Source organism: Paenibacillus sp. FSL K6-1122, assembly GCF_037977015.1.
In the GTDB taxonomy this organism is placed as follows: Bacteria; Bacillota; Bacilli; order Paenibacillales; family Paenibacillaceae; genus Paenibacillus; species Paenibacillus amylolyticus.
Window position 1 is genome coordinate 6,299,219 of record NZ_CP150272.1, and the last position, 25,153, is coordinate 6,324,371.

The window sequence follows — 25,153 nt, forward strand, 5'->3', positions numbered from 1 at the left end:
CTGTTTCTAACATCACGAGATTAAGCTTTAGATAACTTCTGGAGCCAAGGAAACGATTTTCATGAAGTCTTTATCGCGAAGTTCGCGAGCAACTGGTCCGAAAATACGTGTTCCACGTGGGCTTCTGTCTTCTTTTACAACAACCGCTGCATTTTCATCAAAACCGATGTAGGAACCGTCTTTACGACGTACAGAACGTTTCGTACGAACGACAACCGCTCTAACTACATCACCTTTTTTGACAACGCCGCCTGGTGTTGCTTGTTTAACAGAACAAACGATCAGATCACCGATTTGAGCTGTACGACGTCCCGTACCGCCGAGTACGCGGATACACATCAGTTCCTTCGCACCGGAGTTGTCGGCCACAGTCAAACGTGTAAATGGTTGAATCATTTAGTATTCCTCCTTTCAGCAATGCTGCTGATGCATTAGATGATAACCGCTTTTTCTACGATTTCAGTAAGTCTCCAGCGTTTATCTTTCGAAAGCGGACGAGTCTCCATGATTTTCACCGTGTCACCGATTTTCGCAGTGTTTTCTTCGTCATGCGCTTTGAATTTTTTAGTAACCTTAATGCGTTTATGGTACAAGTTGTGTTTTTTGTAAGTTTCTACAGCAACAACAATCGTTTTGTCCATTTTATCGCTGACCACTTTACCAGTTTGCACTTTACGTGCGTTACGTTCTTCGCTCATTGTTGGCCTCCTTCCTGATTACGGACGGATTGTCCATCCTATCCCTAATTAACCGATTCCCAATTCTCTCTCACGGATAATGGTTTTAGCACGAGCTATTTCTTTCCGCACATCACGGATGCGAGTCGGGTTATCCAGCTGACCGGTAGCTAATTGAAAGCGGAGGTTAAAGAGTTCTTCTTTAAATCCGGCAATCTTTTGCTCGATTTCAGCAGAGGTTAGGTTGCGAAATTCACTAGCTTTCATTTGCTTCACCACCCAATTCTTCACGTTTCACGAACTTCGTTTTGATTGGCAGTTTGTGAGCGGCAAGACGCATTGCTTCGCGTGCAATTTCCTCCGGTACACCAGCAAGTTCAAACATGATCTTACCTGGTTTCACTACTGCAACCCATTTTTCTACGTTACCTTTACCGCTACCCATCCGAACCTCGAGAGGCTTTTGAGTGATTGGTTTGTCTGGGAAAATTTTGATCCAAACTTTACCACCACGTTTGATGTAACGAGTCATCGCAATACGAGCCGCTTCGATTTGACGGTTCGTAATCCAAGCCGGTTCCGTAGCTTGCAGACCGTATTCGCCAAAGTTCAGAGTCGTTCCGCCTTTAGCTTGGCCTTTCATATGTCCACGTTGTTGCTTACGGTGTTTTACGCGTTTTGGTACCAACATGATTAGTTGCCTCCTTCCTTAGCAGCTTGTTTCTTAGCCGTAGGAAGAACCTCTCCACGATAGATCCATACTTTTACGCCGATAAGTCCGTAAGTAGTATGAGCCTCTGCTGTACCGTAGTCAATGTCAGCACGCAGTGTGTGCAGTGGAACAGTTCCTTCGCTGTAGCCTTCAGAACGTGCGATCTCAGCACCGCCAAGACGTCCGCCTACTTGAGTTTTGATACCTTTAGCACCGGAGCGCATAGTTCTTTGAATTGCTTGTTTCAGAGCACGACGGAAAGAAACACGACGTTCCAATTGTTGTGCAATGCTTTCAGCTACAAGAACAGCGTCCAAGTCTTGGTTCTTAATTTCAGAAATGTTGATGTGTACTTTTTTACCGCCAGCAATTTTCGTAATTTGGTTACGAAGATTTTCAACTTCCGAACCACCCTTACCAATAACCATACCTGGTTTAGCAGTGTGAATCGTTACGTTTACGCGGTTAGCCGCTCTCTCAATTTCTACACGAGATAAAGCGGAGTCTTTCAATTTATTTTTCAGGAATTCACGAATTCTCACGTCTTCCATCAAAAGATCACCGAAGTCTTTGCCTGCATACCACTTAGATTCCCAGTCACGGATAATTCCGACACGGAGTCCGACTGGATTTACCTTTTGGCCCACACATTTCCCCTCCTTCTACTTCTCAGATACCACCAAAGTAATGTGGCTAGTACGTTTGTTAATACGACTTGCACGTCCCATTGCACGAGGGCGGAAACGTTTCATTGTCGGTCCTTGGTTCACGTAAGCTTGCGAGATAACCAATTTGTTAACATCCAAAGAATAGTTATGTTCCGCATTCGCAATAGCGGAGTTAAGCAACTTCTCAACGATTGGAGAAGCAGATTTCGGAGTGTGACGGAGAATGGCAACCGCCTCACCTACTTGCTTGCCACGAATCAAGTCAACAACGAGTTGAGCTTTACGAGGAGCAATCCGGATAAACTTAGCATGTGCTTTTGCTTCCATTGTGTAACCTCCTTTCAAACATTAAAGATATTCATTTATCTTCTTGTTTTCTTATCATCAGCAGTATGGCCTTTGTACGTACGGGTTGGAGCGAACTCACCCAGTTTGTGTCCGACCATGTCCTCAGTTACATACACTGGCACGTGTTTACGACCATCGTAAACGCCAAATGTGTGTCCGATGAATTGCGGGAAAATTGTAGAACGACGGGACCAGGTTTTGATCACATTCTTCTTACCTGAAGCTTCCATCTCTTCTACCTTTTTAAGCATGTAGCCATCAATGAATGGCCCTTTTTTCAAACTGCGACCCATGTGGAGATCCTCCCTTCAAACATAGCTATTATGCATCCGCAGATGCCTCACGAAGTTATGCACAGTGTGTATTACTTCGTGCGGCGGCGAATGATGTATTTATCAGAAGCTTTATTTTTCTTACGCGTTTTGTAACCAAGTGTAGGTTTACCCCATGGTGACATTGGCGATTTACGTCCGATTGGAGCACGACCTTCACCACCACCGTGTGGGTGATCGTTAGGGTTCATTACTACACCACGAACCTCAGGACGTTTACCCAACCAACGGCTACGACCGGCTTTACCGATTTTGATGAGCTCGTGGTCTTGGTTACCTACAGATCCGATTGTCGCGCGGCAAACTTTCAAAATACGACGAACTTCTCCGGAAGAGAGACGAACGGAAACGTATTTTTCTTCTTTACCAAGCAATTGAGCTTCTGTACCAGCAGCACGAACCAATTGTCCGCCTTTACCTGGTTTCAACTCGATGTTGTGGATAACGGTACCTACTGGAATGTTTTCGAGTGGCAGTGCGTTACCGATTTTGATGTCTGATTCAGGTCCGGAGAATACTTGATCTCCAACTTTCAAACCTTTAGGAGCGATGATATAACGCTTTTCACCATCAGCATAGTGAATCAGAGCGATGTTGGATGTACGGTTCGGGTCATACTCAATCGTAGCAACGCGGCCCGGTATTCCATCTTTAGTACGTTTGAAGTCAATGATACGGTATTTACGTTTGTGTCCACCACCATGGTGACGAACTGTAATTTTACCTTGGTTGTTGCGGCCTGCTTGTTTGCTCAACGGGGCCAACAACGATTTCTCCGGCTGATTTGTGGTGATTTCCTCAAATGTAGAAACGGACATGTTCCGTCTTGCCGGGGATGTTGGTTTATACTTTTTGATTGGCACTGGGTTTCCCTCCTTACTTCAAAAATTCAATTATACAGTTTCAAAGAACTCAAGCGTTTTGCTGTCTTTTGTCAACGTTACAAACGCTTTTTTCCATTCGCTAGTATATCCGGAATAACGTCCGTACCGTTTCGGCTTAGCTGGAACACGAAGCGTGTTCACGTTTTTCACTTTTACATTGAAAATAGCTTCTACTGCCTTTTTGATCTCGGTTTTGTTTGCACGGATATCGACTTCAAATACATATTTCAAGTCGTTCATCATGTCAGCAGTACGTTCCGTAATAATCGGACGTTTTACAATATCACGAGGATCCTTCATTACGCGAGCACCTCCTCTACCTTCTGAACTGCTTCTTTCGTAATGATCAATTTGTCGTGCGAGAGCACGTCAAGAACATTAATACCGTCAGCAGCTACGAATTTCACGCCTGGAATATTCCGTGCGGAAAGAGCTACATTATCATCATAGCTAGGAGCTACGATCAAAGCTTTACGTCCCACTTTGAGGTTACTCAAGATGGCTGCAAATTCTTTAGTTTTAGGCGTACTCAACGTGAGAGCGTCCAAAACGATAATGTCATTGTCAAGCACTTTGGATGAAAGGGCTGATTTGATCGCCAAGCGGCGAACTTTCTTAGGCAGTTTATACGCATAGCTCCGTGGTGTTGGACCAAATACGATACCGCCGCCTTTCCATTGTGGTGAACGAATTGAACCTTGACGAGCGCGACCTGTACCTTTTTGTTTCCAAGGTTTACGTCCACCGCCACGAACTTCAGAACGTCCTTTTACTTTGTGGGTACCTTGACGAAGGGAAGCGCGTTGCATAAGAACTGCATCGTACAGAACGTGTTGGTTCGGCTCAATTCCGAAAACCGCATCGTTCAATTCAACTTCGCCTACTTGGCTACCATCTACATTGTAAACTGATACTTTTGGCATTTTGTGTTCCTCCTTTCTTCAGTGGTTATTTTTTCACCGTTTCTTTAACTCTAATGAGACTGTTTTTCGGTCCAGGAATGGAACCTTTCACGAGCAACACGTTACGCTCAGCGTCTACTTTAACTACTTCAAGACGTTGGATTGTAATAGTATCATGTCCCATGTGTCCTGGCAGGCGTTTGCCTTTAGGAACGCGGTTAGCTTGGATCGAACCCATTGAACCAGGGCCACGGTGGTAACGCGAACCGTGTGACATAGGTCCAGTGCTTTGTCCCCAACGTTTGATAACGCCGGCAAAACCTTTACCTTTAGAAATACCCGTTACGTCAACGAATTCGCCTTCAGCGAAAATGTCAGCTTTCAGTTCTTGGCCAACTTCATATTCTGCGATGTTGATACCGCGAACTTCACGAACGTAGCGCTTAGGGGCAGTGTTCGCTTTTTTAGCGTGACCTGCTTCTGGCTTGTTAGCATTTTTCTCTTTCTTATCGGAGTAACCGATTTGAATTGCTTCGTAGCCATCGTTCTCAATGTCTTTCTTTTGCAAAACAACACAAGGGCCTGCTTCGATAACCGTTACTGGAACGACGTTACCTTCAGGAGTAAATACTTGAGTCATTCCGAGTTTTTTTCCTAAGATTGCTTTCATGTTGACACCTCTTTTCCTTTATACATGGTCTTTGTTGTAGCTTATATTACAATTTAATTTCGATATCTACACCGGACGGCAGATCCAAGCGCATCAAGGCATCCACAGTTTGTGGAGTCGGGTTAACGATGTCGATCAAACGTTTATGTGTACGTTGTTCGAATTGTTCCCGAGAATCCTTGTACTTGTGCACCGCACGAAGAATAGTAATGATTTGTTTTTCAGTAGGAAGCGGAATCGGACCGGATACACCAGCACCCGAACGTTTTGCTGTTTCAACAATTTTCTCCGCGGATTGATCAAGAATTCTGTGGTCGTAAGCTTTCAAACGAATACGAATTTTTTGCTTTGCCATTTTAGTCCCTCCTTCTATCGCCCAATTTTTTATCGGACATACTCCGTGAAAATTTTCTAGCCACTCTCCCATGGCAAAGGGGCCGGGTGTGCCAGTAACCTCTCACATCATCGCAACGTCACAGAACAACATTCATTATTATATAGAAAAGATAGGCGTATTGCAAGCATATTTAAGAAAAACATTTAAACTTATCTTTTCTGATGAAATGACTTCGTTTATTGCAGTGTTAATCTTCAATATCCAGGCTGCCTTGCCAATCCTTCTAAACACGTAAATGATGTTCATTTCGTATGACGCAGGTTCCGAACTTTAAACATAATAAAAGAGTTCTCTATCCGATGTCGGATAAAGAACTCTTCCGAAGCTTCGTTACAATACAATGTTACTCGTTCCAGTACACTGTTACATATGCTTTATTCAGCGTTAAGCCAAATTATTTTTGGATAGATGCTACGGAACCGGCACCTACTGTACGTCCGCCTTCACGAATGGAGAATTTAGTTCCTTCTTCAATCGCGATTGGGGAGATCAGGGAAACAGTAACAGTGATGTTATCACCAGGCATTACCATTTCAGTACCTTCAGGCAAGTTGATGATGCCTGTTACGTCAGTTGTACGGAAGTAGAACTGTGGACGGTAACCAGTGAAGAATGGTTTGTGACGTCCGCCCTCTTCTTTAGTCAGAACGTAGATTTGAGCTGTGAATTCTGTGTGTGGCTTAACAGAACCTGGTTTTGCAAGTACTTGACCACGCTCGATTTGAGTACGGTCAACACCACGCAACAATGCACCGATGTTGTCACCCGCTTGAGCGGAATCCAACAATTTACGGAACATCTCAACGCCTGTTACAACGGATTTTTTAGTTTCTTCAGTGATACCAACGATTTCGATCTCTTCGCCGACTTTAACAGTACCACGCTCTACACGGCCAGTAGCAACAGTACCACGACCAGTGATGGAGAATACGTCCTCGACAGGCATCAAGAAAGGCTTGTCAGTTTGACGCTCAGGCAGTGGGATGTAAGTGTCGATCTCTTTGAACATCTCAACGATTTTTTGAGCCCATTCGCCATCTGGGTTTGCCAGAGCTTCACGAGCGGATCCACGAGTGATTGGAGTATCGTCACCTGGGAACTCATATTCGTTAAGAAGGTCGCGAACTTCCATCTCAACCAATTCCAACAACTCTTCGTCTTCAACCATGTCACATTTGTTCAAGAACACAACAATGTAAGGTACGCCTACTTGACGGGAGAGCAAGATGTGCTCACGAGTTTGTGGCATTGGGCCGTCTGCTGCGGATACTACCAAGATAGCTCCATCCATTTGAGCCGCGCCAGTGATCATGTTTTTAACATAGTCGGCGTGACCTGGGCAGTCAACGTGAGCGTAGTGACGAGTGTCAGTTTCGTACTCAACGTGTGATGTGGAGATTGTGATACCGCGTTCGCGCTCTTCTGGAGCTTTGTCGATTTGGTCGAATGCAATTGCAGCACCACCGTAAGTTTTGGACAATACAGTTGTGATTGCAGCAGTCAGAGTTGTTTTACCGTGATCGACGTGACCAATAGTACCGATGTTAACGTGGGGTTTATTACGTTCGTATTTAGCCTTTGCCATTTGAACGTGGCCTCCTTAAAATTATAATTTTATGTTTTCACTGAATGAAGTGCTCCGAATTTAATTCTTATGCACTTGCATCCAGTGTGAGAAAACTACTCGGTGCCTTTTGTTTTGGCAACGATTTCTTCAGCGATGCTCTTAGGAACTTCTTCATAGTGAGAGAGTTCCATGGAGAATACGCCGCGTCCTTGAGTACCGGAACGAAGAGTTGTAGAGTAACCAAACATTTCAGACAGAGGTACCTTAGCACGGATGATTTGAGCTCCACTACGGGAATCCATACCTTCGATGCGGCCACGACGGGAGTTCAACATACCCATTACGTCACCCATGTACTCTTCTGGAACAGTTACTTCTACTTTCATGATAGGCTCAAGCAGAACTGGTTTACACTTGTCTTTAGCCGCTTTAAGCGCCATAGATCCGGCAATTTTAAATGCCATCTCATTGGAATCGACATCATGGTAAGATCCGTCTACGATTGTAGCCTTAACGTCAACAAGCGGGAAGCCTGCAATAACGCCGTTTTTCATTTGCTCTTCAATCCCTGACAGTGCAGGTTGAATGTATTCTCTTGGTACGGAACCACCGACAACCTTACTTTCGAACTGGCTGCCTGTACCCGGCTCGAGAGGTTCGAATTCAACCCATACGTGACCGTATTGACCACGACCACCGGATTGACGTACGAATTTACCTTCAACGCGCGCTGGAGCACGGAATGTTTCACGGTAAGCTACTTGTGGTTTACCCACAGTAGTTTCAACCTTGAACTCACGACGCATACGGTCGATGATGATATCAAGGTGAAGCTCACCCATACCTGCCAAGATCGTTTGGCCTGTTTCTTCGTCAGTATGAGCACGAAGAGTTGGATCCTCTTCAGTCAACTTACCGAGAGCAACACCCAGTTTATCCTGGTCAGCTTTGGTTTTAGGTTCAACAGCGATTTCGATAACCGGATCAGGGAAGTTCATTGACTCCAGGATAACCGGATTTTTCTCATCACATAGTGTATCACCTGTACCTGTATCTTTCAAACCTACGGCAGCTGCAATATCACCGGAGTAAACTACAGTGATTTCTTGACGGCTGTTCGCATGCATTTGAAGGATACGACCGATACGCTCACGTTTGTTTTTAGTGGCATTCAATACATATGATCCGGATTGAAGAACACCAGAGTATACGCGGAAGAATGTCAATTTACCAACGTAAGGGTCAGTCATAATTTTGAATGCCAATGCGGAGAATGGCTCTTCATCGGATGACTTACGAATTGCTTCAGTTCCATCTTCAAGATGTCCCGTGATCGATGCAACATCTGTTGGAGCTGGCAAGTAGTCGATAACAGCATCCAACATCAGCTGAACACCTTTGTTACGATATGAGGATCCACAGATAACTGGGAAGATCTTAACATCTACAACACCTTTACGGAGTACGGTTTTGATCTCATCAATTGTGATCTCTTCGCCTTCCAGGTATTTCATTGTCAAATCTTCATCCAGTTCAGCAACGCGCTCAATCAACTCGTTGCGAAGTTCTTCAACTTGATCTGCAAACTCTGCAGGAATGTCGGTTTCTTCGATATCTTGACCAAGGTCATCTTTGTACATATGAGCTCTTTGTGCAACGATATCGATGATACCTTTGAAATCATTTTCAGCGCCGATTGGAAGTTGAATCGCAACAGCGTTCGCTTGAAGGCGATCACGCATGTCAGATACAACGTTCAGGAAGTCAGCACCGATGATATCCATTTTGTTTACATATGCGATACGAGGTACGCCGTACTTGTCAGCCTGTCTCCATACGGTTTCGGACTGAGGCTCAACGCCTTCTTTCGCACTGAATACACCAACTGCTCCGTCCAATACACGAAGGGAACGTTCAACTTCAACAGTGAAGTCAACGTGTCCCGGGGTATCAATAATATTAACGCGGTGGCCTTTCCAAGCAGCGGTAGTTGCAGCGGAAGTAATCGTAATTCCGCGCTCCTGTTCCTGTTCCATCCAGTCCATTGTCGCAGCGCCTTCGTGTACTTCACCGATTTTGTGCGTACGTCCTGTGTAAAACAGGATCCGCTCAGTTGTCGTGGTTTTACCCGCATCAATATGAGCCATGATCCCGATATTACGTGTATTTTTTAAGGAGAACTCTCTAGCCATGAAATGGGTCTCCCTTCAAAATTGAAGTTTTTTTATTGTGAACTGAATCCTACCAACGGTAGTGAGCAAACGCTTTGTTCGCTTCAGCCATTTTGTGCGTATCTTCACGTTTTTTAACGGAAGCGCCTGTGTTGTTGGAAGCGTCGATGATCTCAGCCGCCAAACGCTCTTCCATTGTTTTCTCACCGCGGTTGCGGGAGTAGTTCACGAGCCAACGTAATCCCAGAGCAGTACGTCTCTCTGGTTTCACCTCGATTGGTACTTGGTAGTTGGCACCGCCGACACGGCGAGCTTTAACTTCCAGGACTGGCATGATGTTCTTGATTGCTGCTTCAAATACTTCCATAGGGTCATTACCCGTACGTTCTTGAATCAACTTGAACGCATTATACAGAATGCTTTGAGCAACACCGCGTTTTCCGCCGATCATGATGCGGTTGATTAAACGAGTAACCAACTTGCTGTTATATAACGGATCAGGCAGAACGTCTCTTTTCGTAACTGGACCTTTGCGTGGCATGGATATCCCCCTTTCTTTCTTGTTCAGCAGATCCTGTACCTTCCAGACTTAGACCAGAAGGCTTTCAGGCTATCTGCCTATAATAGTTTAGGCTTTTTTAGCTTTTGGACGCTTAGCGCCGTATTTCGAACGAGCTTGCATACGGTTGTTTACACCAGCAGTATCGAGAGCTCCACGAACGATGTGATAACGAACTCCTGCAAGGTCTTTAACTTTACCTCCGCGGATCAATACCACACTGTGCTCTTGAAGGTTATGTCCGATTCCCGGGATATAAGCAGTAACCTCGAGACGGTTCGTCAAACGAACACGGGCATACTTACGAAGTGCAGAGTTTGGTTTACGTGGAGTCATTGTACCTACACGAGTGCAGACACCACGTTTTTGTGGGGCACTGATGTTAGTAGATTCACGTTTCAAAGCGTTGAATCCTTTTTGCAAAGCTGGAGATTTTGACTTCTCAACTTTTGCTTGACGTCCTTTACGAACCAGTTGGTTAATAGTTGGCATGTGATTGCCACCCCCTTCCTCAAATATTCATGTTTCTTTATAAACCTCTTTGCACTAAGTCCACAGACCCAGGCGGTTCATAAAAAGACAAATGAAAAGTTTTTGCCTTGGAGAATCCTTAAAAGTTCTCGGACAAAAACGTTCCTTACCCTATGATTTTACGACAGCAGCCATAGCTGCTCCTACTCCAATCCCGCAAGCCTTGCCGAGATTTTTCATTGTATCCACTTTCGTGCATTTTACATTGTGTTGTTCACACAAAGCAATGATTTTGGAAGTAAGCTGCGGATCACTATCTTCTGCGACATAGACTTCAGAAGCCATACCTGTCTGCACCATCCGCATGGTCTGTTTGGTACCTATTTTGACATGAGCATCTTGCAAGGCTTTTTCATTAGACATTGTGTATTCCTCCGAATAGAACCATGTACAATCAGCTGCCCACGCACCTTTGATATATTAGCATCTAGCGCAAGCATTGTCAATGCTAATCCTAAAACATTTTTTAAAAGTTTACGTACATCAGGATTCGTCCGCCTGTATCATACAAACGTCCGTCTCCTGACGCACAAAACTTTCACTCTCCTCTAATGAGGAGAAATATATTTAATCAACCGAAACTGGCTCAAGTTCTTCTACTGAAGATTGGCCATCTTCTGGCTCAGCAAATTTGATGCTGCGGTAACGGTGCATACCTGTACCTGCAGGAATCAATTTACCGATGATTACATTTTCCTTCAGACCGAGCAACTGATCGACTTTACCTTTGATCGCTGCATCTGTCAATACACGTGTAGTTTCTTGGAACGAAGCCGCCGAGAGGAAGGAGTCTGTTTCCAGGGATGCTTTCGTAATACCGAGCAGGATTGGTTTAGCAACCGCCGGCTCTTTATCACTAAGAATCGCAATTTTGTTAGCTCTTTCGTACTCATGCATATCCACGAACGATCCTGGCAACAGCGTTGTATCTCCTGCATCTACGATACGGATTTTACGCAGCATTTGACGGATCATAACTTCAACGTGCTTATCGTTAATTTCTACGCCTTGGTTACGATATACGCGTTGTACTTCCTGCAGAATGTAGTTTTGTACACCACGTATACCTTTAATCCGTAACATCTCTTTTGGATCAATGGAACCGTCTGTCAACTCGTCACCCGCTTCAACTTCCGCGCCTTCGCTTACGCGCACACGGGAACCGTAGGTAACGGCGTATACTTTGGATTCCGCTTCACCTTGAATTTCGATTTCACGACGATCTTTCGCTTCGCGAATCTCTTTAACCACACCATCGATTTCACTGATCGTTGCTTGACCCTTAGGATTACGAGCTTCGAACAACTCCTGGATACGTGGCAAACCTTGCGTAATATCGTCTCCGGCTACACCACCGGTATGGAACGTACGCATTGTAAGCTGTGTTCCTGGCTCACCAATGGACTGTGCTGCGATAATACCAACTGCTTCACCGATCTCCACGTGTTTACCAGTCGCGAGGTTGCGACCATAACACTTCTTGCAGACACCATGACTTGCACGGCAGCTGAGGACGGAGCGGATTTGCAATTTAGTAATACCTGCTTTGATAATCGCTTCTGCTTTATCGGAGTCAATCAATTCATTGCGACCTACAATGATTTCTTTCGTTTCCGGATGACGAAGTGTCTCGAAGCAGTATCTGCCTTCAATACGGTCGTAGAGATCTTCGATAACCTCTTTACCATCCTGGATACGACTTACCGTAAAGCCTTTATCTGTACCACAATCATCATCACGCACGATTACGTCTTGGGCTACGTCTACGAGACGACGAGTCAGGTAACCTGAATCGGCTGTACGCAGGGCTGTATCCGCCAAACCTTTACGCGCTCCGTGAGTGGAGATAAAGTACTCGAGTACCGTCAGACCTTCACGGAAGTTCGATTTGATTGGGAGTTCGATAATTCGACCAGATGGGTTGGCCATCAGACCACGCATACCGCCCAATTGGGTGATTTGCGATTTGTTACCCCGTGCTTTGGAGTCTACCATCATCATGATCGAGTTGTAACGATCCATGGACTTCATCAGAATCTCAGTGATGTCATCTTTGGATTTTGACCAGATATCAATGATACGGTCATAGCGCTCCTCATTCGTAATCAGACCACGACGGTACTGATTCGTAACGATTTGTGCTTTTTCCTCAGATTGTCTAAGAATTTCAAACTTCTCAGGAGGAACGATAACATCAGATACCGCAACCGTAATACCGGCACGTGTAGAGTATGTGAAACCAAGTTGTTTGATTTTATCCAAAATAACGGCTGTTTCCGTTGTGTGATAAATTTCAAAACAACGTGCAATGATGGAGCCGAGGTATTCTTTACCGACACCGCCAGCCAGAGGAGCATTCATAATAGCTTCTCTGAGATCAGCACCTTTTTCATATACAAATGAGTGATCTGCAGTACCTTGGTACAGGTTAGCACGAGTCGCATCATTGATATACGGGAAGCTTGCCGGGAAAATTTCATTGAAGATAATTTTACCGACAGTTGTCAGCAACATTCCTTCTTGTTGTTCTTCCGTGAAGCTTGTTTTACCAAGCGCCTTAACCGGAATAGCTACACGCGCATGCAGACCAGCAGTACCACGTTGGTATGCCGATACAGCTTCGTTAACTGTACGCAAGATCATACCTGTGCCCTTTTCTTCCTTGTTATCCATAGTGAGGTAGTAAGAACCAAGCACCATATCCTGGGAAGGAGTAACAACCGGTTTACCGTCTTTAGGGTTCAAAATGTTACCCGATGCAAGCATCAGGATACGTGCTTCCGCTTGAGCTTCAGCGGACAAGGGAACGTGCACGGCCATTTGGTCACCGTCAAAGTCGGCATTGTATGCCGTACATACGAGCGGGTGAAGACGAATTGCTTTACCTTCAACGAGAATCGGTTCAAATGCTTGAATACCGAGTCTGTGAAGCGTAGGGGCACGGTTCAACAGAACCGGATGCTCCTTGATTACTTCTTCAAGAACATCCCATACTTCAGGACTTACACGCTCAACTTTACGTTTTGCGCTCTTGATGTTGTGGGCAAGCCCTTTATTTACAAGCTCTTTCATAACAAAAGGCTTGAACAATTCAAGTGCCATATCTTTCGGCAAACCACACTGATACATTTTCAGGTAAGGTCCAACAACGATAACGGAACGACCAGAATAGTCAACCCGTTTACCGAGCAAGTTTTGACGGAAACGTCCTTGTTTACCTTTCAGCATGTGGCTGAGAGATTTCAATGGACGGTTACCAGGACCCGTTACCGGGCGGCCACGACGACCATTATCGATCAATGCGTCAACAGCTTCCTGCAACATCCGTTTTTCATTTTGCACGATAATATCTGGCGCGCCCAGATCAAGCAGACGTTTCAGACGGTTGTTCCGGTTGATTACACGGCGGTACAAGTCATTCAGGTCAGACGTTGCAAAACGTCCACCATCCAACTGTACCATTGGACGAAGTTCCGGCGGGATAACAGGAAGTACATCCATGATCATCCACTCTGGCTTGTTGCCGGAGTTGCGGAATGCTTCGATAACTTCCAGACGTTTGATTGCACGATTACGACGTTGTCCTTGCGCAGTCCGGAGCTCTTCTTTCAGGAACTCGAGCTCTTTGTCTATGTCAAGGTCTTGAAGTAATTTTTTAACCGCTTCTGCGCCCATGCCAGCATGGAAACCATAACCGTATTTTTCACGGTAGCTGCGGTATTCTTTCTCGGACAACAGCTGTTTTTTCTCCAGTGGAGTTTCTCCTGGATCAGTTACAACATATGATGCAAAATAAATAATCTCTTCAAGAGATCTTGGAGACATATCCAGAGCAAGACCCATACGGCTCGGAATACCTTTGAAGTACCAGATATGCGATACCGGAGCAGCGAGCTCAATGTGGCCCATCCGTTCGCGGCGTACTTTCGCACGTGTTACTTCAACGCCACAACGATCACAGACAACGCCTTTATAACGGACGCGTTTGTATTTACCGCAATGACATTCCCAGTCTTTTGTAGGGCCAAAAATCTTTTCGCAGAACAGCCCTTCTTTTTCCGGTTTCAACGTACGATAGTTGATCGTTTCCGGTTTTTTCACTTCTCCGCGGGACCAAGAACGAATTTTCTCTGGGGAAGCAAGCCCGATCTTCATGTATTCGAAATTGTTGACGTCCAACAAGGAGCAACCCTCCTTAACCAATTCCTGTAATCTAGGTTACGCCCACTCCGGCCGAAGCCGGAGCAAGACGTGAGCCTGATGAAAAACGCCGGTCATCATGCGCTCGAAGCGGTTTATTCCGCTCCGACCTCTGTACCCTCAAGGTTGAGGCTGAGCTTATCGCTCGCAGCGTCATCTTCATCGTCCATTTCTCTCATTTCAATCTCTTGCTCATCTTCACTCAAAATCTTAACGTCCATACCCAAGCTTTGCAGCTCTTTGATCAATACTTTGAATGATTCAGGAACACCTGGTTCCGGAACATTCTCACCTTTGACAATGGATTCATACGTTTTAACCCGACCAACAACGTCATCGGATTTAACAGTCAAGATTTCTTGCAGCGTATAAGCAGCACCGTATGCCTCAAGCGCCCATACTTCCATCTCCCCGAAACGCTGTCCACCAAATTGGGCTTTACCGCCCAATGGCTGTTGCGTAACAAGTGAGTAAGGACCCGTGGAACGGGCATGGATTTTATCATCAACCATGTGTGCCAGTTTGATCATGTGCATGACACCTACGGTAACTTCACGTTCAAACTCTTCACCTGTACGACCATCATACAGGACAGTTTTACCATTACGTTGCATACCCGCTTCTTCCATCGTATCGAAGACGTCATACTCCTTCGCTCCGTCGAATACAGGAGTTGCTACGTGAATACCCAGTTGCATCGCCGCCATACCCAAGTGAACCTCGAGTACTTGACCGATATTCATCCGGGAAGGTACGCCCAGTGGGTTAAGAACGATCTGAACCGGTGTACCGTCTGGCAGGAAAGGCATATCTTCTTCCGGCAAGATGCGGGCCACGACCCCTTTGTTACCGTGACGTCCGGCCATTTTATCACCCTCGGAAATTTTCCGTTTTTGAGCGATATATACACGAACGAGTTGGTTAACACCTGGAGGCAGCTCATCACCGTTTTCACGGGTAAATACTTTCACGTCTACTACGATACCGTCAGTACCATGTGGTACACGCAAGGAAGTATCACGTACTTCACGTGCTTTCTCACCAAAGATCGCATGCAAGAGACGTTCTTCTGCTGTCAGCTCTGTTACACCCTTAGGTGTTACTTTACCAACCAGAATGTCGCCAGCACTGATCTCAGCACCGATGCGGATAATACCGCGCTCATCCAAGTTACGCAACGCTTCTTCCCCAACGTTAGGGATATCACGTGTGATCTCTTCAGGTCCAAGCTTGGTATCACGTGCTTCTGACTCATACTCCTCGATATGGATGGATGTGTATACATCTTCCTTAACGAGTTTTTCACTGAGCAAGATCGCATCCTCGTAGTTGTAACCTTCCCAAGTCATGAAGGCAACAACAACGTTACGTCCCAGAGCCAATTCACCCATTTCCGTTGAAGGACCATCAGCGAGGATATCGCCAGCTTTGACAGCGGCACCTCTTTTAACAATCGGACGCTGGTTAATGCATGTTCCTTGGTTCGAACGCATAAATTTGTGTAATTTATATTTAACGATATCGCCTTTAACTTCCTGACCGTCCACTTCTTCAACACGACGGACCCAAATCTCGTTCGCAGTAGATCGTTCAATAATTCCGTCATAATCGGAGACAATACATACACCGGAATCTTTCGCGGCTTTGTGTTCCATACCTGTTCCCACAAGTGGTGCTTTAGGAATCAAAAGTGGAACGGCCTGCCGCTGCATGTTTGATCCCATGAGCGCACGGTTGGAGTCATCGTTCTCAAGGAACGGAATAAGCGCTGTAGCGACGGATACAACTTGCTTAGGAGATACGTCCATGTAGTCAACGCGCTCACTCGGCATCGTAAGGATGTTATCCGACTGTTTGTTATAACGTACAATGATCGCTTCTTCTTCAAATGTACTATCTTCATTCAGCTTCGCATTCGCTTGCGCGATAACATAGTTGTCCTCTTCGTCCGCTGTCAGGTAATCAATTTGCTCGGTTACAATACCTGTCTTCGGATCAACCCAACGATATGGAGCTTCAATAAAGCCATATTCATTCACACGGGCGAACGTAGACAAGGAGTTGATCAAACCGATGTTTGGTCCCTCTGGCGTCTCGATTGGACACATACGGCCATAGTGGGATGGATGGACGTCACGCACTTCCATACCTGCGCGCTCACGCGTCAAACCACCGGGTCCGAGTGCGGACAAACGACGTTTATGTGTCAACTCACCCAGCGGGTTCGTTTGATCCATAAACTGTGACAGCTGAGAGCTACCAAAGAACTCTTTAATGGATGCAATAACAGGACGTATGTTAATCAAGGCCTGTGGTGTAATTACGTTAGCATCCTGAATGGACATTCTCTCACGAACCACACGCTCCATACGGGACAAACCAATACGGAACTGGTTCTGCAGGAGTTCACCCACCGAACGCAAACGACGGTTACCCAGATGGTCAATATCATCCGTGCTACCAATTCCCTGCAGAAGGTTAAGGAAATAACTGATGGACGAAATGATATCCGCCGGCGTCACGTTTTTAACGGACTTGTCAATGATTCCATTGGCAATCAGTTTGACTACTTTACCATCTTCTGTTGGTGAAAATACATCGATCGTTTGCATAGGAACATCATTAGCATCCAGAACACCGTTACCCACGTGATACGTGCGGAAACCAACGCTCTTCTCAAGATACGGCATGATTTCATCCAACAAGCGACGATCCACCATTTGACCTGCTTCAGCAATAATCTCGCCTGTTTCAGCGTCAACAAGTGATTCAGCCAAACGCTGGTTAAACAAACGGTTTTTGATGTGAAGCTTTTTGTTCATTTTGTAACGACCTACATTAGCCAGGTCATAACGTTTTGGATCAAAGAAACGTGCTACGAGCAAGCTTTTCGCATTATCAAGCGTTGGAGGCTCGCCCGGACGAAGACGCTCATAGATCTCAATGAGTGCTTTCTCCGTGGAATCCGTGTTGTCTTTGTCCAGTGTGTTGCGGATATATTCGTCATTACCGAGCAGATCCAGAATCTCAGCATCTGTGCCAAAACCAAGTGAACGCAGGAGAACCGTAACCGGTATTTTACGTGTACGGTCGATCCGGACATAAACAACATCCTTCGCGTCCATCTCCAGTTCCAACCAAGCGCCGCGGTTAGGAATAACTGTAGCGGTATACGTTTTTTTGGCGTTTTTATCTACTTTGGTACTGAAGTAAACGCTAGGAGAGCGAACCAACTGGCTGACAATAACCCGTTCCGCACCATTAATAATAAATGTGCCCGTGTTGGTCATCAGCGGGAAATCTCCCATGAATACTTCCTGCTCTTTGACTTCGCCGGTTTCCTTATTAATGAGCCGGACTTTGACCCGAAGCGGTGCTGCATACGTAACGTCACGCTCTTTTGCGTCGTCTACTGTATACTTCGGTTCACCGAGACTGTAATCGATAAATTCCAAAATCAAGTTACCTGTAAAATCCTGGATCGGCGAGATATCCTGGAACATTTCGCGCAACCCTTCCTCCAAAAACCAATCATAGGATTTTTGTTGGATTTCAATCAGGTTCGGAACTTCGAGTATCTCGTTAATTCGTGCATAACTGCGCCGAGTGCGTCGACCATATTGAACAAGATGTCCTGCCAACTTAAACTCACCCCTCAATGTCTACTCACTTTAAAAATTTCGTTGCGAACCTCTGTTTGTAACCTTATAATGGTACACATACAGAGCAAAGCAATGCATCCACAAATAAAGAAAAGCCCTTACTCGAAATGTCGTTCGAAAAAAGAGCAACTTTGATCGGCGGATGTCTTTCCAAATCATTCTTATCCCCAGTTTGCCCAAAATGTACATATTATACGCCAAACGTAGGCATAATAAGCCCGTTCGGCGTAAAAAAAGGTTGACATTTTTAGTTAGCTAAAGCCAAGTAGGGCATCTTAATACTGACATTTTACAACTATACCACGACCTGAATTTCAAGTCAATAGTCCTATTGCAAAAAAAATGATCCCCTGCTTACTTTACAAACTCGGATTCAGCTTTTAGTAGATACCTCTTCCGATTTCACCGCTTTGAAAATCCGATAGCCTTTATCCTTCGTCACTTCTTCCACTCTTCCAAACAAAGATTCCAATTTTGCTTTCGCTGACGGGGCTCCTTGTTTCTTCTGAATGACAATCCACAACGAACCGCCTACCTTCAGATGGCGATGTGCCTGTTCGAAAATAGTATGAACCGTCTCTTTCCCAGCCCGTATAGGCGGGTTGGTTAGGATAACGTCAAAATCTTGCTTTTTTACTTCAGCCAGTAGATTACTTTGCAATACCGTAACATTGTTAATTCCGTTCGCTTTTGCATTTTCCCTGGAAAGTTCAACGGCTCTCTCGTTGATATCGATCATGGTGACATGCCCATCCGGTACAAGTTTGGCTGCTGTAAGACCCATGGGCCCGTATCCACAGCCCACATCGAGAACATGAGCCCCTGATGGCAACTCTATCGCATCAATCAATACTCTGCTGCCATAATCGATTCCGTTTTTGGAAAACACACCGGCATCCGTCACGAATCGCAGACTGAATCCGCGAAGAACCACTTCAGTTGCTCTGCGATCATGCGCCACTTGTGGTTTGTCCGAATAATAATGATTGGACATGCCCTCACTCACTTTCCATTTACAATTACAGCAACAAACCCCTTGATATATGTCAAGGGGTTTGTTGTTTTGTTCATTTAGCTTGTAATAGCTAAATTATTTAACTTCAACTGAAGCGCCAGCTTCTTCAAGCTTAGCTTTAACCGCTTCTGCTTCTTCTTTAGCAACTTTTTCTTTCAATGCTTTTGGAGCGTTGTCAACCAATTCTTTTGCTTCTTTCAGGCCAAGACCTGTGATTTCGCGAACTGCTTTGATAACGTTGATTTTGGAAGCACCAGCGCTAGTCAAGATTACGTCGAACTCGGATTGCTCAGCTTCAGCAGAAGCTACTGCACCTGCAGCAGCTACTGGAGCTGCAGCAGTTACGCCGAATTCTTCTTCGATTGCTTTAACAAGATCGTTCAATTCCAGTACAGTCATGCCTTTGATTGCTTCCAAGATTTGCTCTTTACTCATGAGTGAACCTCCATATATAATATTATTTTTTTTAATTCATTTGCCGCCTAAGCAGCATTCAGATCAAGTTGCTTACGCGCCTTGTTCTTCTTTTTCTGCAACTGCTTTAACCGCAAGCGCGAAGTTGCGCACTGGCGCTTGAAGCACGCTGAGGAGCATGGAGAGGAGTCCATCGCGGGATGGCAGTTCTGCCAATGCCTTAACTTCTTCTACTCCGATTACGCGACCTTCTACGACTGCACCTTTCAATTCCAGTGCATCGTTCTTTTTCGCGAAGTCGTTCAGAATTTTAGCTGGAGCCACAACGTCATCTACGCTGAATGCAATTGCAGTAGGACCTGTAAGAACATTTTCAAGTTCTGTCAGTTCTGCTGCTGCAGCTGCACGGCGAAGCAACGAGTTTTTCAGCACTTGGAATTCGATCCCTGCTTCACGAAGTTGCTTACGCAACTCAGTTACTTGGGCAACGTTCAATCCGCGATAGTCAACAACAACAGTTGTAACGCTCTCGCGCAATTTTGCTGTTACTGCATCAACGGATTCTTGTTTTGCTTGAATCACTTTTGCGTTTGCCAATCTGTACACCTCCTGATCAAATTTATCCCATTAAGAAAAGCCTCCGTAGAATCACGAAGGCTTGATATATACTCATCATCGATTTGCATCGTTCTAAGTTCTATAATCACACCTCGGCAGGAAATTAAGCCAAATGGCACCTACTGTCTACGGCAAGCATATTCAAATGTCAACGGTCAGTCACTCGGACTCACAACTTTTATATCTTATCAAAAACAGGACAAGCCTGTCAAGAGATATTATCTAAAAGCTGCTGCGTTCACGCGTGCGCCAGGGCCCATCGTGGAAGAAAGACTAACATTCTTCAGATAAACACCTTTTGCTGCCGCTGGTTTAGCACGATTCAGAGCTTCCATGAGAGCTTTGAAGTTCTCATTAAGTTGCTCAGAAGAGAAAGAAGCTTTACCAATCGGTGCATGAATTTGACCTGCACGATCCAGACGATATTCGATTTTACCGGCTTTAATTTCTTGAACAGCCTTAGTTACATCGAAAGTTACCGTTCCGGCTTTAGGGTTAGGCATCAGACCTTTACCGCCGAGCAGTCGGCCCAATTTACCTACTTCACTCATCATATCTGGTGTCGCTACGCAGACGTCGAATTCGAACCAGCCTTGTTGGATTTTGTTGATCATGTCTGCATCACCAACATAGTCCGCGCCAGCCGCTTCCGCTTCTTTCGCTTTGTCACCTTTTGCAAATACCAATACGCGTTGTGTTTTACCTGTGCCGTGTGGCAAGACAACAACACCACGTACAGCCTGGTCTTGCTTACGAGGGTCTACACCCAAACGAACTGCTGCTTCGATTGTTTCATCGAATTTTGCAGTAGCTGCCTTTTTCACAAGCTCTACAGCTTCTGAAGGCTCGTAAGTTGCTTCGCTGTCAATCAGCTTAGCAGCTTCCAGGTATTTTTTACCGTGTTTAGCCATGTTTTATTCCTCCTTTGTGGTGTTAGCGGATATACCTCCCACATCAACCGGTCGCGAATCGACCGGTTTTACGAAGCCATGTTTCTTATGAAAATTAGTCTTCGATGGTGATACCCATGCTGCGGGCAGTACCTTCGACCATACGCATAGCGGACTCAACGTCTGCTGCATTCAGGTCAGGCATTTTTGTTTCTGCGATTTGACGTACCGCATCACGTTTAACAGTAGCAACTTTTTTCTTATTCGGTTCGCCTGATCCTTTTTCAACTTTAGCTGCCACTTTCAACAGAACTGCTGCTGGTGGAGTTTTAGTGATGAAAGTAAAGGAACGGTCCTCGAATACAGAAATTTCAACTGGAATAATCAATCCCGCTTGATCAGCTGTACGAGCGTTGAATTCTTTACAGAATGCCATGATGTTGACACCTGCTTGACCCAAAGCTGGACCGACTGGTGGTGCTGGGTTTGCTTTACCTGCTGGAATCTGCAGTTTTACCATTTTAATAACTTTTTTCGCCATGATTGACACCTCCTTGCAAAATAGTGGTTAACGGGTTTTTCAACCCTCCCACAAGAAACTTGAAGAAACTATATCTTCTCCACTTGCGTGTATTCCAACTCAAGCGGTGTTTCCCGTCCAAACATGTTCACGTGCACTTTCAACTTGCTTTTCTCTACCAAAATCTCTTCCACGGAGCCTACGAAATTCGCAAAAGGACCGACTTTAATACGCACGGATTCCTTAATATCGAACTCAATTTTCGGCTTAGGTTCAACCATTCCCATGTGCTTCAGAATTTGTTCCACTTCTTCAGGCAACAATGCAGTTGGTTTGGACCCAGAACCTGTCGAACCGACAAATCCTGTAACCCCTGGTGTGTTGCGAACAACATACCAAGAATCATCCGTCTGTACCATTTCCACCAAGACATAACCGGGGTAAACTTTACGCATAACGGTTTTTTTCTTACCGTCCTTGTTTACCACTTCTTCTTCCATAGGAACAAGAACGCGGAATATCTTGTCTTCCATGCCCATAGACTCTACGCGTTTTTCCAAATTGGCTTTGACCTTGTTCTCATACCCTGAATAGGTATGAACGACGTACCATCTTTTTTCCATATCAAGCCACCGGAACCCTTCTTAAATAATCGCTTCGATCACAAAGGAGATGCCAATGTCAATGACCCAAAAAAACAGCGTCATAACCACAACAGTACCAAGTACGATCAATGTGTAGTTGGTCAGCTCTTTACGATTAGGCCAGCGAACTTTTTTAAGTTCAGCCCAGCTTTCTGAGAAAAAGGAAATCAGAGATTTGAAACTTCGTTTCACGCCGACACCTCCAAAAACTATCTGGTTTCGCGATGAGAAGTCTGCTCGTTACAAAACTTGCAAAATTTCTTCATCTCCATGCGGTCGGGGTGATTACGCTTGTTTTTTGTCGTAGTGTAATTTCTTTGTTTGCAGTTAGTACAAGCCAAAGTAATAATTACCCGCATGATGTACACCTCCCGAAGACTTCCACATTCAAGCAGAGTCTCTAAATTGATCCTGAAAAAAAGCCATAAATTTAGGCCTACCTAAAACACTTTATCACAAGGGTATAACCATGTCAATGAAAGAATAGTCTTTCATTCATTGGGTATTACTTCCTTACAACGTACATTCGTTTCTCATCTCTGTTTTTCTCTTCTCCTGCTTGGACCGAGCGATTACTAGTATAAACATTCTTAGATTTTATAAACTTGAGACACTAAAAAAAGACTCAAACACCGAGCCTTTTCCGTCAACGACAACATGTGTTTAATTATCTCGAACTTCCAGGTACTTTTCAAGTTTGCGCTTGACGCGCTGAAGTGCATTATCAATGGACTTCACATGTCTGTCCAAATCTACTGCAATCTCTTGATAAGATCTCCCGTCCAGATACAACATCAATACTTTACGTTCCAGATCACTCAGAATCTCGGACATTTTATCTTCCAGGCCCACAAACTCTTCCTGATTGATGATAAGTTCTTCCGGATCACTGACCTGGGTTCCACAAATCACATCGAGTAACGTACGATCAGACTCTTCGTCATAAATAGGCTTGTCCAGAGATACATAAGAATTAAGCGGAATATGTTTCTGACGTGTTGCTGTCTTAATCGCCGTGATGATCTGTCTTGTAATACACAGTTCGGCAAAAGCCTTGAACGAAGCCAGTTTGTCCCCTTTGAAATCTCGAATGGATTTGTAGAGGCCAATCATTCCTTCTTGAATAATATCTTCCCGGTCTGCCCCAATCAGAAAATAAGATCTTGCCTTGGCGCGTACAAAGTTACGATATTTGTTAATTAGAAACTCTAACGCTTCGCTTTCGCCTTCACGGAAAGCTTCGACAATGTCTTCGTCACTTTGGTAATCATACTTAGATAACATGATATCTTTGAGGTCGACACTCACAGACAATCCCTCCGGCTGCAACGCAAGGTACCCCGTTACTCTACTCTATGAAATATAGGATCAGTATATATGATGGTACCTCACACCGTCAACCACGCTCTGCCTAAAAAAGAACATCAATAACATAAATGTCAAGAGTTTCAATATTCTAAATTTTGTAAAAACGTGCTGTTATTCCCGGCGCCATCGCTCAAACTCTTTCAATACATCGGGACTTAACTTACCCCCGAGTGTGTTACGCGTGGTCTTCGCCTGATCTTCTTCCAGTCGTTTTTTTAATTCTTTTTCGTTCTGCTCAACTTCAATTAGCAACTCCCTTGCAGATACACGTAGCGCTCCCTGTCCAAAAATGACATGTTGCTCTACCATATCGCTCGTAGCCACATAGATTTGGCGTCTTCGCATGCTTAGTTCCCGAACGAGTCTCTCAATGCATTCGTCTGCCGTCTCTTTTTCCTTTGTAAAATAGATCTGCACTTTGCTCTGAGTAAAGGATTTACCGAGTCCAGGCACGAGGTAGGCGTCAAACACAACAATGACTCGACGGCCGGAGAAAGCCTGGTAGTCTGCAAGACGAAAGAGAAGCCTGTTACGTGCCTCTTCGAGCCCACTTTCCGCCAGTTTGGTTAATTCCGGCCAGTCGCCAATCATGTTGTACCCGTCTACAAGAAGCACATCACGGGAATCAGCCATACCTTCTATTCCTGCGCTTGACGCGAGCGGAGCACTTCGTACATGACAACCCCGGCTGCCACGGAAGCATTCAGGGAATTAATCTGACCTTGCATTGGTAGTTTGATCAGCACATCGCATTTCTCACGAATAAGTCGTCCCATTCCCTTGTTCTCATTTCCGATTACCAATGCCACAGGGCCAGTAAAGACTCCATTACCAAAGACACCTTCGTGAGCGGTGACATCTGTCCCTACAACCCATACACCTTCCTCTTTGAGGCGATCGATGGTCTGACCAAGATTACTTACACGAGCCACTGGCACGTACTCCACAGCACCTGCTGATGTTTTGGATACTGTCACGGTTACCGCTGCCGAGCGACGTTTCGGTACAATGACGCCATGCGCACCCGTGCAATCTGCTGTCCGCAAAATAGACCCCAGGTTATGAGGATCTTCAATCTCATCCAGCAGAATCAGGAAAGGATGCTCATTCTTCGCTTTTGCTGCGGCAAGAATGTCTTCTACCTCCACATAAGCGTAAGGTGCTGCTTGAGCAACTACCCCCTGATGCTGAATGCCTGGTACCGTTTGATCCAGCTTACGCTTGTCCACGTGTTGAATGACAATACCTAGTTTTTTAGCTTCCGAGATAATAGGTTGAGTCAGATGTTTCTGTGCTGTATCGGCAATCCATATTTTATTAATGGTCCGGCCTGAACGCAGCGCCTCCGTCACGGAGTGTTTACCGGCGATCCATTCTTCTTCCATCGTTGTTCGATCCTCTCTG

At 45.2% G+C, this 25,153-nt stretch carries 30 protein-coding genes and 1 other annotated feature; all 30 genes read right to left on the reverse strand.

From position 1 onward, the window contains the following. Positions 1-27 precede the first annotated feature (27 nt). Complete coding sequence (gene rplN, locus NSQ20_RS28170; RefSeq protein WP_340031255.1) at positions 28-396, reverse strand: 50S ribosomal protein L14; 369 nt, start codon at positions 394-396, stop codon at positions 28-30. 35 nt (positions 397-431) lie between these two features. After that, positions 432-698: a 30S ribosomal protein S17 gene (rpsQ, locus tag NSQ20_RS28175; protein WP_017692084.1), complete on the reverse strand. Its 267-nt coding sequence runs from the start codon at positions 696-698 to the stop codon at positions 432-434. A gap of 48 nt (positions 699-746) precedes the next feature. Beyond that, entirely contained in the window at positions 747-944 is a 198-nt protein-coding gene (rpmC, locus tag NSQ20_RS28180) for a 50S ribosomal protein L29 (protein WP_017692083.1), read from the reverse strand. Further along, entirely contained in the window at positions 934-1,368 is a 435-nt protein-coding gene (gene rplP / locus NSQ20_RS28185) for a 50S ribosomal protein L16 (RefSeq protein ID WP_017692082.1), read from the reverse strand. The genes rpmC and rplP overlap by 11 nt, the downstream gene beginning before the upstream one ends. Positions 1,369-1,370: 2 nt before the next feature. Further along, positions 1,371-2,036: a 30S ribosomal protein S3 gene (gene rpsC / locus NSQ20_RS28190; RefSeq protein ID WP_036607182.1), complete on the reverse strand. Its 666-nt coding sequence runs from the start codon at positions 2,034-2,036 to the stop codon at positions 1,371-1,373. A gap of 15 nt (positions 2,037-2,051) precedes the next feature. Beyond that, positions 2,052-2,384: a 50S ribosomal protein L22 gene (gene rplV, locus NSQ20_RS28195; protein ID WP_036607180.1), complete on the reverse strand. Its 333-nt coding sequence runs from the start codon at positions 2,382-2,384 to the stop codon at positions 2,052-2,054. 35 nt (positions 2,385-2,419) lie between these two features. Then, positions 2,420-2,698 carry a 30S ribosomal protein S19 gene (rpsS, locus tag NSQ20_RS28200; RefSeq protein ID WP_017692079.1) on the reverse strand — a complete coding sequence of 93 codons (279 nt, stop codon included), beginning with the start codon at positions 2,696-2,698 and terminating at the stop codon, positions 2,420-2,422. 71 nt (positions 2,699-2,769) lie between these two features. Continuing rightward, the gene (rplB, locus tag NSQ20_RS28205) at positions 2,770-3,600 is read right to left on the reverse strand and encodes a 50S ribosomal protein L2 (protein WP_017692078.1); all 831 of its coding nucleotides are present in this window, start codon (positions 3,598-3,600) and stop codon (positions 2,770-2,772) included. 30 nt (positions 3,601-3,630) lie between these two features. Beyond that, the gene (gene rplW / locus NSQ20_RS28210) at positions 3,631-3,921 is read right to left on the reverse strand and encodes a 50S ribosomal protein L23 (protein WP_017692077.1); all 291 of its coding nucleotides are present in this window, start codon (positions 3,919-3,921) and stop codon (positions 3,631-3,633) included. Then, complete coding sequence (gene rplD, locus NSQ20_RS28215) at positions 3,921-4,544, reverse strand: 50S ribosomal protein L4 (RefSeq protein WP_017692076.1); 624 nt, start codon at positions 4,542-4,544, stop codon at positions 3,921-3,923. The genes rplW and rplD overlap by 1 nt, the downstream gene beginning before the upstream one ends. Positions 4,545-4,569: 25 nt before the next feature. Then, positions 4,570-5,193, reverse strand: coding sequence for a 50S ribosomal protein L3 (gene rplC / locus NSQ20_RS28220; RefSeq protein WP_017692075.1), 624 nt, complete (start codon positions 5,191-5,193; stop codon positions 4,570-4,572). Between the two features lie 46 nt (positions 5,194-5,239). After that, positions 5,240-5,548 (reverse strand): 30S ribosomal protein S10, encoded by a 309-nt coding sequence (gene rpsJ, locus NSQ20_RS28225; RefSeq protein WP_017692074.1) that lies wholly within the window; start codon positions 5,546-5,548, stop codon positions 5,240-5,242. A 436-nt stretch (positions 5,549-5,984) separates the two neighbouring features. Further along, the gene (gene tuf / locus NSQ20_RS28230) at positions 5,985-7,175 is read right to left on the reverse strand and encodes an elongation factor Tu (RefSeq protein WP_017692073.1); all 1,191 of its coding nucleotides are present in this window, start codon (positions 7,173-7,175) and stop codon (positions 5,985-5,987) included. 95 nt (positions 7,176-7,270) lie between these two features. Continuing rightward, positions 7,271-9,349, reverse strand: coding sequence for an elongation factor G (fusA, locus tag NSQ20_RS28235; RefSeq protein ID WP_036607177.1), 2,079 nt, complete (start codon positions 9,347-9,349; stop codon positions 7,271-7,273). Positions 9,350-9,398: 49 nt separating this feature from the next. Next, entirely contained in the window at positions 9,399-9,869 is a 471-nt protein-coding gene (gene rpsG, locus NSQ20_RS28240) for a 30S ribosomal protein S7 (RefSeq protein WP_017692071.1), read from the reverse strand. A gap of 87 nt (positions 9,870-9,956) precedes the next feature. Continuing rightward, positions 9,957-10,379 (reverse strand): 30S ribosomal protein S12, encoded by a 423-nt coding sequence (rpsL, locus tag NSQ20_RS28245; RefSeq protein ID WP_017692070.1) that lies wholly within the window; start codon positions 10,377-10,379, stop codon positions 9,957-9,959. A 150-nt stretch (positions 10,380-10,529) separates the two neighbouring features. Further along, positions 10,530-10,781: a ribosomal L7Ae/L30e/S12e/Gadd45 family protein gene (locus NSQ20_RS28250; RefSeq protein ID WP_036607175.1), complete on the reverse strand. Its 252-nt coding sequence runs from the start codon at positions 10,779-10,781 to the stop codon at positions 10,530-10,532. Between the two features lie 204 nt (positions 10,782-10,985). Next, positions 10,986-14,600, reverse strand: a complete 3,615-nt coding sequence (rpoC, locus tag NSQ20_RS28255; RefSeq protein WP_036607173.1) for a DNA-directed RNA polymerase subunit beta' — start codon at positions 14,598-14,600, stop codon at positions 10,986-10,988. A 113-nt stretch (positions 14,601-14,713) separates the two neighbouring features. Next, the gene (gene rpoB, locus NSQ20_RS28260) at positions 14,714-18,259 is read right to left on the reverse strand and encodes a DNA-directed RNA polymerase subunit beta (RefSeq protein WP_036671573.1); all 3,546 of its coding nucleotides are present in this window, start codon (positions 18,257-18,259) and stop codon (positions 14,714-14,716) included. Positions 18,260-18,653: 394 nt separating this feature from the next. Further along, the gene (locus tag NSQ20_RS28265) at positions 18,654-19,274 is read right to left on the reverse strand and encodes a class I SAM-dependent methyltransferase (RefSeq protein ID WP_036671575.1); all 621 of its coding nucleotides are present in this window, start codon (positions 19,272-19,274) and stop codon (positions 18,654-18,656) included. A 96-nt stretch (positions 19,275-19,370) separates the two neighbouring features. Then, positions 19,371-19,730 carry a 50S ribosomal protein L7/L12 gene (rplL, locus tag NSQ20_RS28270; protein WP_017692065.1) on the reverse strand — a complete coding sequence of 120 codons (360 nt, stop codon included), beginning with the start codon at positions 19,728-19,730 and terminating at the stop codon, positions 19,371-19,373. Positions 19,731-19,802: 72 nt separating this feature from the next. Further along, positions 19,803-20,306 carry a 50S ribosomal protein L10 gene (rplJ, locus tag NSQ20_RS28275; protein WP_047841127.1) on the reverse strand — a complete coding sequence of 168 codons (504 nt, stop codon included), beginning with the start codon at positions 20,304-20,306 and terminating at the stop codon, positions 19,803-19,805. Positions 20,307-20,329: 23 nt separating this feature from the next. Next, positions 20,330-20,477: a sequence feature (ribosomal protein L10 leader region), on the reverse strand. A gap of 68 nt (positions 20,478-20,545) precedes the next feature. Beyond that, complete coding sequence (gene rplA / locus NSQ20_RS28280; RefSeq protein ID WP_017692063.1) at positions 20,546-21,238, reverse strand: 50S ribosomal protein L1; 693 nt, start codon at positions 21,236-21,238, stop codon at positions 20,546-20,548. 94 nt (positions 21,239-21,332) lie between these two features. Continuing rightward, positions 21,333-21,758, reverse strand: a complete 426-nt coding sequence (gene rplK, locus NSQ20_RS28285; protein ID WP_017692062.1) for a 50S ribosomal protein L11 — start codon at positions 21,756-21,758, stop codon at positions 21,333-21,335. 68 nt (positions 21,759-21,826) lie between these two features. Beyond that, complete coding sequence (gene nusG, locus NSQ20_RS28290; protein ID WP_036607165.1) at positions 21,827-22,360, reverse strand: transcription termination/antitermination protein NusG; 534 nt, start codon at positions 22,358-22,360, stop codon at positions 21,827-21,829. Between the two features lie 21 nt (positions 22,361-22,381). Beyond that, a complete protein-coding gene (gene secE, locus NSQ20_RS28295) occupies positions 22,382-22,573 on the reverse strand; it encodes a preprotein translocase subunit SecE (protein WP_017692060.1) in 192 nt (63 codons plus the stop codon). A gap of 17 nt (positions 22,574-22,590) precedes the next feature. After that, entirely contained in the window at positions 22,591-22,740 is a 150-nt protein-coding gene (rpmG, locus tag NSQ20_RS28300; RefSeq protein ID WP_072735843.1) for a 50S ribosomal protein L33, read from the reverse strand. Positions 22,741-23,044: 304 nt separating this feature from the next. Next, positions 23,045-23,689, reverse strand: a complete 645-nt coding sequence (sigH, locus tag NSQ20_RS28305) for an RNA polymerase sporulation sigma factor SigH (RefSeq protein ID WP_017692059.1) — start codon at positions 23,687-23,689, stop codon at positions 23,045-23,047. Positions 23,690-23,860: 171 nt separating this feature from the next. Next, positions 23,861-24,382, reverse strand: coding sequence for an NYN domain-containing protein (locus NSQ20_RS28310; RefSeq protein WP_036607162.1), 522 nt, complete (start codon positions 24,380-24,382; stop codon positions 23,861-23,863). Between the two features lie 5 nt (positions 24,383-24,387). After that, positions 24,388-25,134, reverse strand: coding sequence for a 23S rRNA (guanosine(2251)-2'-O)-methyltransferase RlmB (rlmB, locus tag NSQ20_RS28315; protein ID WP_017692057.1), 747 nt, complete (start codon positions 25,132-25,134; stop codon positions 24,388-24,390). Between the last annotated feature and the right edge of the window lie 19 nt (positions 25,135-25,153).